This window comes from Aureimonas ureilytica, assembly GCF_001475935.1.
Taxonomy (GTDB): Bacteria; Pseudomonadota; Alphaproteobacteria; order Rhizobiales; family Rhizobiaceae; genus Aureimonas; species Aureimonas ureilytica_A.
On record NZ_LDQA01000067.1, the window covers coordinates 18,185 to 30,882 of the forward strand.

The window sequence follows — 12,698 nt, forward strand, 5'->3', positions numbered from 1 at the left end:
CTAGGGCGCACGCGGCCGGTCGAAACCATTGCCCACGCCGATCGGGCGCAGCGCGGCGCTGACGCAAGTCCGGTTCTCACGGCTTGGCCGGCGGGTTCGGCTGGGAACAGTCGCCCTGCCCCTCCTCGAACTTCGCCTTGGACTGGCGCAGATTGCCGCGAACGATGCCCATAGGCTGGAAGGGTGGCTCGGCCTGCGTGGCCGGCTGCACGAGACGCAACTCGTAGCAACCCGAAAAGACGGTCGCGGTGCCGCCGCGCGTCGCCTCGACCACGACCGGCAGTCGATAATAGGTGGAGCCCGCCGCTCCTTCCGCCTCGCTCGCGCCGAGCTTCAAGCGCACGCGGCTCGTGTCCTGATAGCCCTTGGCAAAGGTCTCGAAATCCGGCCGGTCCGGCTCCTCACGGAAATAGCTCCAGGCGCGAACGAATTCGCGCCGGTTGATCGCGTTGTAGAGGCTTTCGATCACCGCGTTCGGCGTCGAGCGGTCGTCCCGGTAATCCGGCGTTTCCTGCGCGCGGGCGGGTGCGGCGGGACCGAGCACCAAAAGCCCCAGCAGCATCGCGGACGGGAGCCCGCCCCAGCGTCCGGCAGCACGGGCCATGGAAGGCTTCGTTTCCCTCGTCGTCTCGCGGGGGCATGAGGCGTTCCGGCCCATGGACGTCCTTGGCATTGATACGGCGCTTGGGGGTTGGACGGGAGGCGGCCCGAAGGCGATCTCCCGATGGGATGAGAGAAGCGGGAGACCAGCCCCCGCCAACCCGTGATCTCAGAGGTCGAGCACCAGACGCTCGGGGTCCTCCAGCGAGTCCTTGACGCGCACGAGGAAGGTCACGGCTTCCTTGCCGTCGACGATCCGGTGATCGTAGGAGAGCGCGAGATACATCATCGGACGAATCTCGATCTTGCCGCCCACCACCATCGGGCGCTCCTGGATCTTATGCATGCCCAGAATGCCGGACTGCGGCGCGTTCAGGATCGGCGTCGACATCAGCGAGCCGTAGACGCCGCCATTCGTGATGGTGAACGTGCCGCCCTGCATGTCGCTCATGGTCAGCGAGCCATCACGCGCGGCCTTGGCGAGGCGGCCGAGTTCCTTCTCGATGCCGGCAATCGACATCTGGTCGGCGTCGCGCACGACCGGAACCACGAGGCCCTTGTCGGTGCCGACCGCCATGCCGACATGGCAGTAGTTCTTGTAGATGAGGTCCGTGCCGTCGATCTCGGCGTTGACGGCCGGGATTTCCTTCAGCGCGTGCGTCACGGCCTTGGTGAAGAAGCCCATGAAGCCGAGCTTCACGCCATGCTTTTTCTCGAACAGGTCCTTGTAGCGGGCGCGCAGTTCCATCACCGCCGTCATGTCCACCTCGTTGAAGGTGGTGAGCATGGCGGCCGTGTTCTGCGCGTCCTTCAGGCGGCGCGCGATGGTCTGGCGCAGCTTGGTCATGCGCACGCGCTCTTCGCGCGGCGCATCGGAGGCCGAAGACGGCGCGCGGGGGGCGGCCGGTGCGGAGGCGGCGGGCGCCGTCGTGCCCTTGGCAATGGCGTCGAGAACGTCGCCCTTCAGGATCTGGCCGCGCTTGCCCGAGCCATCGACGTCGGACGCGGAAACGCCCTTCTCGGCCATGAGCTTCTGCGCCGACGGGGCCGCCGGCATGTCCGAGCCGGACGCGGCAGGAGCCGGGGCAGCGGCGGGAACGGGCGCGGCGTTGCCGTAGCCTTCCTTGGCCTCGGGGGCTGGGGTGGCGGGCTTGGCGCTAGCGGGCGCAGCCGAGGCGCCAGCCTCGCCGATCACCGCGATCAGCGCGCCGACACCGACCGTCTCGCCTTCCTTGGCGACGATCTCGGCGAGCGTGCCGGCGGCGGGCGCGGGCACTTCCACCGTCACCTTGTCGGTTTCAAGCTCGGCGATGATCTCGTCCTGGCTGACCTGATCGCCCGCCTTCTTGAACCACTGGCCGATCGTGGCCTCGGTAACGGATTCGCCCAGCGTCGGGACTTTGACTTCGGTGCTCATCGCTTGCTCATTCGTGACTGAAATTGGAATCCGAGTGGATAGGGGCAGCGGCCGTCAGGCCGCCGCGTCGCCGAGAGCTTCCTCGAGGAAGGCTTCCAGCTGCGCGAGATGCTTGGACATGGTGCCCACCGCCGGCGAGGCCGCGGCCTGACGCCCGGCATAGCGGGCGCGGCGCTTGGTGCCGCCGATGCGGTCCAGCACCCATTCCAGATAAGGCTCGATGAAGCTCCAGGCGCCCATGTTCTTGGGCTCTTCCTGGCACCAGACGATCTCGGCATCCTTAAAGCGCGACAGCTCGTTGACCAGCGACTTCGCCGGGAACGGATAAAGCTGCTCGACGCGCAGGAGGTAGATGTCGTCCACGCCCCGCTTCTCGCGCTCTTCCAGAAGGTCGTAATAGACCTTGCCGGTGCACAGCACGACGCGGCGGATGTCCTTGTCCTTCTTGAGCTTCACCGTCAGCGTCGAGGGGCGCATCTCGGCATCGTCCCAGAGGAGACGGTGGAAAGAGGTGTCGCCGCCCAGCTCCGTCAGGTCCGACACGGCGCGCTTGTGGCGCAGCAGGGACTTCGGGGCCATCAGGATCAGCGGCTTGCGGAAGTCGCGCTTCATCTGCCGGCGCAGGATGTGGAAGTAGTTCGCTGGCGTGGTGACGTTGGCGACCTGCATATTGTCCTGCGCGCATTGCTGCAGGAAGCGCTCCAGACGCGCCGAGGAGTGCTCGGGGCCCTGACCCTCGTAGCCGTGCGGCAGCAGCATGACGAGACCCGACATGCGCAGCCACTTGGCTTCGCCCGACGAGATGAACTGGTCGATCACGACCTGCGCGCCGTTCACGAAGTCGCCGAACTGCGCTTCCCAGAGCGTCAAGGCGTTCGGCTCGGCCAGAGAGTAGCCGTATTCGAAGCCGAGCACCGCCTCTTCCGAGAGCATCGAGTTGATGACCTCGTAGGCCGCCTGGCCCTTGGCGAGGTTCGAGAGCGGAATGTAGCGGTTCTCGTTGCGCTGATCGTAAAGGACCGAATGGCGCTGCGAGAAGGTGCCGCGCTCGGAATCCTGGCCCGACAGGCGGATCGGCGTGCCCTCGGTCAGAAGCGAGGCGAAAGCCAGGGCCTCGCCGGTCGCCCAGTCGAGATTTTCGCCGGTCTCGATCGCCTTGGCGCGGTTCTCGAGGAAGCGGCCGATGGTCTTGTGGACCTCGAAATCGGCCGGAATCTCGGTCAGCTTGCGGCCGAGTTCCTTCAGCGTCTTGACGGGAACGCCGGTGATGCCGCGGCGCTGCTCGTCCTCGTCGTCGGCACGCTTGAGGCCCGACCAAGCGCCGTCGAGCCAGTCCGCCTTGTTGGGCTGGTAGCTCTGGCCGGCCTCGTATTCGGCCTCGAGATCCGCGCGCCATTCGGCCTTGCGGGCATCGACGTCTTCCTGGCTGAGGACGCCATCGGCCACCAGCTTGGCGGCGTAGATTTCGAGCGTCGTCTTCTGCTCGCGGATCTTGCGATACATGATCGGCTGCGTGAAGCCGGGCTCGTCGCCTTCGTTATGGCCGAAGCGACGGTAGCAGAACATGTCGACGACGACGGGCTTGCCGAAGGTCTGGCGGAACTCGATCGCGATCTTGGCGGCGTAGGTCACGGCCTCCGGGTCGTCGCCATTGACGTGGAAGATCGGCGCTTCGACCATCTTCGCCACGTCGGACGGATAGGGCGAGGAGCGCGAGAAGCGCGGATTGGTGGTGAAGCCGATCTGGTTGTTGATGATGACGTGCAGCGTGCCGCCGACGCGGTGGCCGCGCAGTCCCGACAGGCCGAAGCATTCCGCCACGACACCCTGGCCGGCAAAGGCCGCATCGCCATGGATCAGCAGCGGCAGAACCTCGGCGCGCACTTCGGCGGGAACCGGCTCGGTGCGGGTGCGCCCGCCGCCGATCTGGTCCTGCTTGGCGCGCGCCTTGCCCATCACCACCGGGTTGACGATTTCCAGATGCGACGGGTTGGCCGTCAGCGAGAGGTGGACCTTGTTCTGGTCGAACTCGCGGTCGGACGAAGCGCCCAGATGGTACTTCACGTCGCCCGAACCCTCGACGTCCTCGGGCTTGAAGGAGCCCCCCTTGAACTCGTGGAAGATGGCGCGGCGCGGCTTGCCCATGACCTGGGCGAGCACGTTCAGGCGGCCGCGATGGGCCATGCCGAACACGATCTCCTTGAGGCCCATCTGGCCGCCGCGCTTGATGACCTGCTCCAGCGCCGGGATCAGCGATTCGCCGCCGTCGAGGCCGAAGCGCTTGGTGCCCTTGTACTTGATGTCGATGAACTTCTCGAAGCCTTCGGCCTCGATCAGCTTGTTCAGGATGGCGCGCTTGCCCTCGGGCGTGAAGGCGACGCCCTTGTGGAGCCCCTCCATGCGCTCCTGAATCCACTGCTTCTCGACCGGGTTCGAGATGTGCATGAACTCGACGCCGATCGTGGAGCAGTAGGTGCGCTCCAGAATGTCGACGATCTGGCGGATCGAGGCGAACTCCATGCCGAGCACGCCGTCGATGAAGATCTTGCGGTCGAGATCGGCTTCGGTGAAGCCATAGTTCGCCGGGCTCAGCTCGTTGTAGTCTTCGTCCGCCGACTTGGCGATGCCCAGCGGATCGAGCTTGGCGTGGAGATGGCCGCGCACCCGGTAGGCGCGGATCAGCATGACTGCGCGCACGGAATCGCGCGTCGCCTGAAGGATGTCGGCTTCGGACGGGCCGGCAGCGCCCTTGGGCGCCTCGGCCGCCTTGTCGCGAAGCTTCTTCTCGATGCGGGCCTCGGTCTGGCCCCAGTTGCCGTCCAGCGCGGAGACGAGTTCGCCATTGGCCGCGATGGGCCAGTTGGCGCGCTGCCAGGACGGGCCTTCGGCGTTCTTGACCACCGTCGCCTTGTCGTCGGCCATTGCGCCGAAGAAGGAGCGCCACTCCTCCGACACGGAGGCAGGATCGCGCTCATAGGCGGCCGCCAGTTCCTCGATATAGTCGGCGTTGCCGCCATAGAGGAACGAGGTCTGCGCGAAGGATTCGTTCGCCGGGTTGCGTGCCATGATCTGAAAACGCGGCTCCCTTTTTGTCGGGCGCCGTCTCCTTGAAAACTGGAAGGTGGCGAAGGACCGTCACTTCGCCGTTCACTCGAAACGCGTCTTACCCGGCCATTCTTGCGCGAAGACCTCCGAACAGGAGCTCCTGCGCAAGAGCCGCGCGGGCCGGGAGCCGCGCGGCATCGCCTTGTCGAACCTCAATCCGGCCGAAACGGGGCAGAAACGACCCGCCTCGCCGGAAGAAGATGCATCAGCCCTTCAGGACTTCCACCAGCGTCTTGCCCAGACGCGCCGGCGAGGGCGACACGCGGATGCCCGCCGCCTCCATGGCCGCGATCTTGGACTCCGCATCGCCCTTGCCGCCGGAGACGACGGCACCGGCATGGCCCATCGTGCGGCCCTTGGGCGCGGTGCGGCCCGCGATGAAGCCGGCCATCGGCTTCTTGCGGCCGCGCTTGGCCTCGTCGATCAGGAACTGCGCGGCGTCTTCCTCGGCCGCGCCGCCGATCTCGCCGATCATGATGATCGACTTGGTCTCGTCGTCGGCGAGGAACATCTCGAGCACGTCGATGAACTCGGTGCCCTTGACCGGATCGCCGCCGATGCCGACCGCCGTGGTCTGGCCGAGGCCCTCGTTCGTGGTCTGGAACACCGCCTCATAGGTCAGCGTGCCGGAGCGCGAGACGATGCCGACATTGCCCTTCTTGAAGATGGAGCCCGGCATGATGCCGATCTTGCACTCGTCGGGCGTCATGATGCCGGGGCAGTTCGGGCCGAGAAGGCGCGACTTCGACTTGTCGAGCTTGGCCTTCACGCGCACCATGTCGAGCACCGGAATGCCCTCGGTGATGCAGGTGATGAACGGGATTTCGGCCTCGATCGCCTCGATGATGGCGTCGGCCGCGCCGGCGGGCGGCACGTAGATCACGGAGGCGTTGGCGCCCGTGGCGTCGCGCGCTTCGGCGACCGTGGCGTAGATCGGCAGGCTCTCGCCCTTCGAGCCGGTCCAGGTCTCACCGCCCTTCTTGGGGTGAATGCCGGCGACCATCTGCGTGCCGTGATAGGCCAGCGCCTGCTCGGTGTGGAACGTGCCGGTCTTGCCTGTCAGGCCCTGCACGATGATCTTGGTGTTCTTATCGACGAGGATGGACATCCAACGTTTCCGATCTTTTGTTTCGGCGGCGGCGTATCAACGATACGGCGATCGTCACACCGGAACTGATGACAATGCTGGCAGCAACCACGGGAGACAGTGGAAGGCAGAGGGTGAGGGCGTAAGGACTAGCCCACGCCTCGAAATCCCGACACCACCGCTCCTCCGATTGCCACCAGAACCAGCAGGCGACCAGGGCGACGGCGGCAAGGGCCGCTGTCGCCCTGGGAACGCTCGTTACTTGATCGCCGCGACGATCTTCTGCGCGGCATCATCGAGATCGTCCGCCGCCGTGATGGCGAGGCCCGACTCGTTGAGGAGCTTCTTGCCGAGATCGACATTGGTGCCTTCGAGGCGCACCACCAGCGGAACCTTGAGGCCGACTTCCTTCACGGCGGCGATCACGCCTTCCGCGATGACGTCGCACTTCATGATGCCGCCGAAGATGTTGACGAGGATGCCCTCGACGCGCGGATCGGCCGTGATGATCTTGAAGGCCGCCGCGACCTTCTCCTTGCCGGCGCCGCCGCCGACGTCGCAGAAGTTCGCCGGCTCCTTGCCGTAGAGCTTGATGATGTCCATCGTCGCCATGGCGAGGCCCGCGCCATTCACCATGCAGCCGATATTGCCGTCGAGCGCGACATAGGCGAGGTCCCACTTGGAGGCCTCGATTTCCTTGGCGTCCTCTTCGGTCTCGTCGCGCAGCTCGCGCATGTCGTCGTGGCGGAACAGCGCGTTGCCGTCGAAGGAGACCTTGGCGTCGAGAACGCGCAGATGGCCGTCCGTCATGACGATCAGCGGGTTCACTTCCAGAAGCGCCATGTCCTTCTCGGCAAAGGCCTTGTAGAGCGCCGGGAAGAGCGACTTGGCGTCCTCGCGCGCCGCGCCGTCGAGGCCGTAGGCGTCGGAGATCTTGGCCACATCCGCCTCGGTCACCCCCGTCTCGGGGTCGATCGCGATCGTGTGGATCTTCTCGGGCGTGTCGTGCGCGACGGCCTCGATGTCCATGCCGCCTTCGGTGGAAACCACGAAGGCCACGCGGCCGACCGAGCGATCCACGAGCAGCGAGCAGTAAAGCTCGCGGGCGATGTCGGCGCCGTCCTCGATATAGAGGCGGTTCACCTGCTTGCCGGCGTCGCCCGTCTGCGCGGTGACGAGCGTGTTGCCCAGCATGTCCTTGGCGTGGGCGACGACCTCTTCGATCGACTTGGCGAGGCGCACGCCGCCCTTGGCGTCGGGGCCGAGTTCCTTGAACTTGCCCTTGCCGCGACCGCCGGCATGGATCTGCGACTTCACGACGTAAAGCGGGCCCGGCAGCTGCTTGGCGGCGGCTTCGGCCTCGCTGGCGCTCGTGATGGCGACGCCGCCCGCGACGGGCGCGCCAAAGCCCTTGAGAACCTGCTTGGCCTGGTATTCGTGAATGTTCATGGGATCATCTCGTTGAGAGCGGGATCGGCGCAGCCGGCAGGGCGGGTGGGAGACCCGGCCGCCGCAGGCTGCGAAGCGACAGGCGAGAACAAGAGCGTCAGCCATGGCCATCCGTCGGCGCGGATAGCGCGCGAAGATTGAGCCAGGATCGTGCGCAATCGCGCCATGACGCCTCGTTTCGCATCCACGGCACGAACCGAACCTCAACACCCGGATCGTAGGAAGCGATCGCGCCTCGCACGCCCGGCCCTGAGCCCTGCTCGTCGCCGTTGTTGCCGGCTGACTACCCCCCTCCCGGAGAAAGTGCAATCATTGCTTTTTGCACTCCAGCAGATTCAACCGGTTAGACCATGTGGGAGTTACGTAAAGGTCAATGACAAAGCTTCGCATTCCCAACAGGAAAGCCGGAGCGAGGTGCCTTTGATGAATTTTTTCGCAAACTGACGGGAGCGCGGGGCTTCGCGGATCGGCCGCGCTTCAACACAGCCACAAAGGCGCAGGACGCGTCATCCGAGAAGCTGCAAGGCCGACGGCACGGTGCCAGCGTTCGGCCCACCCCCTCGAGCGGGCGTCAGGCCGCCTTCGTGGTCTTGGCGGCCGCTTGCGCCAGATACTCGTCGGAGCGCATTTCGGTGAGGCGCGAGACGGTGCGGTCGAACTCGAAGAGTTCGGTGCCCGATGTGCCGCGGTACAGCTCATGGGCCGGAGACGCTGCCGACAGAATGATGCGCCGACCCGCATCGTAGAGCGTGTCGATCAAAAGAATGAAGCGCTTGGCCTCGTTGCGCTGATCCTGCGTCATGACGGGCACGCCGTCCAGAACCAGCGTGTGGTAGCGCGCGGCGAGCGCCAGATAGTCGTTGGCGCCCAGCGGGCGCTGGAGAAGATCGGCAAAGGCGAAGCGCGCGGCCCCCTGGCCCGCACGCGGCACGGCGATGCGCCGGCCCGCCACCTCGAAGCTCTCAGCCCGCTCCGGCGCGCCGCCCAGCACCTGCCGCCAGAGCGCGTCCATGCGTGCATCGGCCTGCGGGCCGAGCGGCGTCACATAGACATCGTCTCCGCCCACCGTTTCCATGCGATAGTCGGTCGGCGCGTCGAGAAAGAACACGTCGGCCCGCGACTTCAGCGTCTCCACGAAGGGTAGGAAGAGCGGGCGGTTCAGCCCGTTGCGGTAGAGATCATCGGGCGCGACATTGCTGGTCGCCACGAGGACGACCCCTTGTGCGAAGAGCGCGTCGAACAGGCGCGACAGGATCATCGCGTCGGCGATGTCGGTCACCGTGAACTCGTCGAAGCACAGGAGCCGGGCTTGCGCCCCGATCGCCTCGGCCACCGGCGGGATCGGATCGTCGCCCTTGGCCTCTCCCGCCTTCACCGCCGCGCGATGGGCGTTGATACGCTCATGCGCCTCGCGCATGAACTCGTGGAAGTGCAGCCGTCGCTTGCGGGGCTCGGAGGAGAGGCGGAAGAACAGATCCATCATCATGGACTTTCCGCGCCCGACCGAGCCGTGGATATAAAGGCCGCGTGGGGCGGCAGGCTTCTCGCGCTTGCCGAAGAGCCAGCCGAGCGCGCTGGATTTGGCCGGCAGCGCCTGAAGCTTCAGCTCGCGCTCCAGCCGATCCAGCCGATCGGCCAGAACCGCCTGGATCGGGTCGGGCTGGATGTCGCCGGCGCGCACGCGCCGCTCCAGCTCGCTGCGCACGGGTCCGCGCTCGGACCCCGGCGTTCCGTAACCCTTCGCATCAGGCATGTCGGATCAACCTCGAAAGAAGCGGGAGGCCGGCCGATGGCAGAGGAAAAAGGGTATCGAGCCCGATCGCGCGCATTGGCCGGTATGCATGGGCAAGGCTCATAGCACCGCCGCCGCCGCACCGCAAAAACGCCGCCCCATTCAGAGCCGCAACGGCGGCAGAATGGAGCGGCGTGACACCTTCGGCCCGCCTGTTGGGCTAGCAAGGATAGGCTGGGCATCCTGACGCTGATCGGACATTCGCCGCGCCTCGGGCCAACGCGCCGCGCGATCGGAACCGCGCGGCGTCTTTCACGAGCGAATCTTCCCGGCCGATCCCCGGCTCGGAAACGAGTCCGCCTTTAGCGGTAGAGGCTGACCGACTGGCCGCCGCTGGTGGTGCCCTCGTAGCGGGTGCCGCCGGCATTGGAGAGCGTGGCGACCGTGGAGCCGCCCGAATCCTTCAGCACGACCTGGCTGCCCGAGACGTCCCAGGCCGACACGTCGGCGACCTGACCGGGGCAGCCGCGCGAGGCCGCGCGGTAGCCGCCCGTCCATTGCGTCAGCGCCATGAAAATCTGGCAATTGCCGCCGCCCGAGGACACGCGCCACGCGCCGACGAGACCTTCGCGGGTCACGGGCGCGGCGGAGGCCGTCTTGGTCGGCTGGGCTGCCGGCTGCGCACCGGGGGCGGGCGTCTGGCCCGGAGGGGTCTGGCCCGGAGGCGGCGTCTGCGCCACGGGCGTTGCCGGCGGCGGGGGCGGCGGAGGCAACTGGCTGGCATAGACCTGCCCGGCCGGGGCCGCGCGCACGGGGGCAACGCCGCCGCCGCCGCCCAGATTGCCACCGCCGCCGAAGCTGGGGGCGACCGAGTTGCACCCCGCAAGGCTCAGAAGCGCCGCCATTGCCACGCCCGTCTTCATCCACTGGGTCATGCGTGCCCGATCCTCGTTCGCATCCGCCAAGCCGCGCCGCCGAGGCCGCGCGCCGTTTCTTAACCGTTAAAAGGGGCCGTCCCCCGATTTCGCAAGCGGGAACGGGATGTCTTCATTAAAATGCAAGGTAAATTGTGGCGGCGCGGCCACGCAAGGGCGAAGGCGAGCTTCCTTGCGAGGCGTCGATTCCGTTGCCGGTTTGACAGGGCGGCGGCTGAGTGCACCGGCCCTCGCTACCCTATCCCTCTACGCGCAGAGGTAGAGCCGACCCTTTTCGGATGATTGGGACCTGCCGCCCGTATCGGTTGCGTTGAGGGGCCCATGAAACGGGGAGCCGCGCCCCGGCCCATCGGGGCCAAGGCGACCGGCAGCGTCTCGGGCCAGCGGGCCAGCGAGCGGTTTCTTGGACCCGCCTCGCTGCCCTCGCGTCAGTTCGCCCCTTCGGACAGAGCGTCCTCGCCGATCTCCTCGCTCTCGCCGGCGCGGTGCATCGGGTCGCCTTTCGCGATGCTGTCGCCCGGCTCGGGATCGAGATCCACTAGCGGGCGCTGGAAATCGCCGCTCTCGGGATCCATCGCCCAAAGCTCGGCCGTCGAAATGTCGAACCAGGCGCCGTGCAGGCTCAGATCGCCCGCCGCCTCGCGCTCGGCGATATAGGGGAAGGAGCGCAGATTGCCGATCGAGGTGCGGATGGAAATGCGCTCCAGCGCGGTCTGGCGCTCGCCGGAGGTCAGAAGCTCGTTGGCCGAAACGGCGGCGGCGACCGGCTCCAGAATGCTCATCCACTTGCCGATGAAATCGCCGGGCGACAGCGGTTCGGCATCGGGCGACAGCGCGGCCTTGATACCGCCGCAACGCCCATGCCCCATTACGACGATATGTTTGACCTTGAGGGCCTGAACCGCAAATTCGAGCGCGGCGGAAGTGCCATGGAAATCACCGTCCGGCTGGTAGAGCGGCACGAGATTGGCGACGTTGCGTACCACGAACAGTTCGCCCGCGCCCGCGCCGAAAATGGTCTCGGGTGCCGCACGCGAGTCGCAGCAGGCAATCACCATGGTTTCGGGCGCCTGCCCTTCGCGTGCCAGGGTGCGGTAGCGCTGCGTTTCCTGGAGATAGCGGCCTTCCACAAAGCTGCGGTAGCCCTGAAGGAGGGGCGTCGGAAGAAGGGACATCGGGCGCTCCATATCTGATGACGCGAGGGGCCGAGCGTGCGAATCAGCCCCAGTTCGGACCGTCTCTAACCTTTTTTGCATTTGCTCACATAGGTGGCTGACGGTTCTTATGAAGCGGAAATCGACGTTGAATCGCCCTTTTCCGATAGGCCCTTCGAGGTTTCCCTTCGTTCCTCGCCCGAAAGGGCGATCAACCAGCCAGGGGGGAGGCCACAGCCTGAGGGAACCGATCCGGTTCTAAGAACCGGGGACAGAACCATTCGGCGGAGGGCGAGCGAGGGATTGTTTCTGTCGGCGAGGCGCCGGGCGCAGGCCATGCAGCGCATGGACGAGCACCGGCAACGATGCCCGGCGGGAACAAGACCCGGTCGATCGACCCGAAGGGTTCTGTCCCCGGTTCTAAACCCAGATCGCGACGGGCAGGCCGAAGGCGTCGCGTCCCGGCGGATCGGGAAGGCTGACGGCTTGCCCCGCGCGCAGACGGTGCGCGACGAGAAGAAGGGCGCAAGAGTCGAGCCTGTCGTCTTCGCCGGCGCCGCGCGGCAGGGGATCGGCCAGAAGTTCGGGCGGCAGGCCGCGGGAAAGAAGCAGGGCGCGGCGCTCCGCCATGCCGTCCTCGAACGGCCGCCCGCCGCGCTTCTTGGAATGGCGCATGGCCTCGCCGCCATTGAGCCGCGCGAAGGCGATCTCGGGATGGCTTTCGAAGACGCGCGTGGAAAGAGCAGCGTCGGCGCGCAGCAAGGCGTCGAGTTCCAGAATGCGGGGAAACAGGCCGAAGCCCTGAATCGACACGGCGCGGGGCGGATCGGAGGTGGCGCGTGCCAGCGCACAGACGCGGGCGAACACCTCCCGGCGATGCGCTTCGCCGGCAAACGGCCCGGCTCCGGTCTCCACCGCCGCGCGGGCGGGAATGGAAAAGATGCTGGAGCGCCGGCTGGGCGACAAAAGCGGGCGAGCGGCGATCTCGGCCTCGCGCCCCGCACCCATGATGCGCTCGGGCAGGCCGATCGGCATGTCCACGGCGAAAAGCGCGTCATCGGGCAGATCGGCGAGGAGCGCGTCGAAGCGAGAAGCCGTGCGAAGCTCGGCGCGCCCATCCTCGTGCTCGATCGCCGCGATCCAGCCGGCGCGGCACCCATCGACGCCGACGAGGCATCGACGCGCCGTCACACTCGAGCTTTGCCGGCTAACTCGCCGT

At 66.7% G+C, this 12,698-nt stretch carries 8 protein-coding genes and 1 pseudogene; all 9 read right to left on the bottom strand.

Annotation, left to right across the window (positions count from 1 at the left end; genetic code table 11):
- Positions 1–76 precede the first annotated feature (76 nt).
- Positions 77–604 (bottom strand): hypothetical protein, encoded by a 528-nt coding sequence (locus NS365_RS20480; protein ID WP_058602152.1) that lies wholly within the window; start codon positions 602–604, stop codon positions 77–79.
- A gap of 165 nt (positions 605–769) precedes the next feature.
- Positions 770–2,017 (bottom strand): 2-oxoglutarate dehydrogenase complex dihydrolipoyllysine-residue succinyltransferase, encoded by a 1,248-nt coding sequence (gene odhB / locus NS365_RS20485; protein ID WP_058602153.1) that lies wholly within the window; start codon positions 2,015–2,017, stop codon positions 770–772.
- A 54-nt stretch (positions 2,018–2,071) separates the two neighbouring features.
- Positions 2,072–5,083: a 2-oxoglutarate dehydrogenase E1 component gene (locus NS365_RS20490; protein WP_058602154.1), complete on the bottom strand. Its 3,012-nt coding sequence runs from the start codon at positions 5,081–5,083 to the stop codon at positions 2,072–2,074.
- A gap of 244 nt (positions 5,084–5,327) precedes the next feature.
- On the bottom strand, positions 5,328–6,230 hold the full coding sequence (sucD, locus tag NS365_RS20495) for a succinate--CoA ligase subunit alpha (protein ID WP_058602155.1): 903 nt from the start codon (positions 6,228–6,230) through the stop codon (positions 5,328–5,330).
- Positions 6,231–6,467: 237 nt separating this feature from the next.
- Positions 6,468–7,658, bottom strand: a complete 1,191-nt coding sequence (sucC, locus tag NS365_RS20500; protein ID WP_058602156.1) for an ADP-forming succinate--CoA ligase subunit beta — start codon at positions 7,656–7,658, stop codon at positions 6,468–6,470.
- A gap of 571 nt (positions 7,659–8,229) precedes the next feature.
- Positions 8,230–9,411 (bottom strand): cell division protein ZapE, encoded by a 1,182-nt coding sequence (gene zapE, locus NS365_RS20505; RefSeq protein ID WP_082684748.1) that lies wholly within the window; start codon positions 9,409–9,411, stop codon positions 8,230–8,232.
- A 341-nt stretch (positions 9,412–9,752) separates the two neighbouring features.
- Entirely contained in the window at positions 9,753–10,325 is a 573-nt protein-coding gene (locus NS365_RS20510; protein WP_082684749.1) for a protease inhibitor Inh/omp19 family protein, read from the bottom strand.
- A 533-nt stretch (positions 10,326–10,858) separates the two neighbouring features.
- Positions 10,859–11,500 (bottom strand): annotated as a pseudogene (locus NS365_RS20515) (carbonic anhydrase); the annotation flags it as partial.
- Between the two features lie 399 nt (positions 11,501–11,899).
- Complete coding sequence (locus NS365_RS20520; RefSeq protein ID WP_058602159.1) at positions 11,900–12,670, bottom strand: DUF429 domain-containing protein; 771 nt, start codon at positions 12,668–12,670, stop codon at positions 11,900–11,902.
- Positions 12,671–12,698: the final 28 nt, after the last annotated feature.

Bases quoted from the DNA above. Each gene is read 5' to 3' on its own strand.
- sucD (WP_058602155.1), bottom strand. From the start codon at position 6,230: ATGTCCATCCTCGTCGATAAGAACACCAAGATCATCGTGCAGGGCCTG.
- NS365_RS20480 (WP_058602152.1), bottom strand. From the start codon at position 604: ATGGCCCGTGCTGCCGGACGCTGGGGCGGGCTCCCGTCCGCGATGCTG.
- NS365_RS20490 (WP_058602154.1), bottom strand. From the start codon at position 5,083: ATGGCACGCAACCCGGCGAACGAATCCTTCGCGCAGACCTCGTTCCTC.
- odhB (WP_058602153.1), bottom strand. From the start codon at position 2,017: ATGAGCACCGAAGTCAAAGTCCCGACGCTGGGCGAATCCGTTACCGAG.
- sucC (WP_058602156.1), bottom strand. From the start codon at position 7,658: ATGAACATTCACGAATACCAGGCCAAGCAGGTTCTCAAGGGCTTTGGC.
- NS365_RS20510 (WP_082684749.1), bottom strand. From the start codon at position 10,325: ATGACCCAGTGGATGAAGACGGGCGTGGCAATGGCGGCGCTTCTGAGC.
- zapE (WP_082684748.1), bottom strand. From the start codon at position 9,411: ATGCCTGATGCGAAGGGTTACGGAACGCCGGGGTCCGAGCGCGGACCC.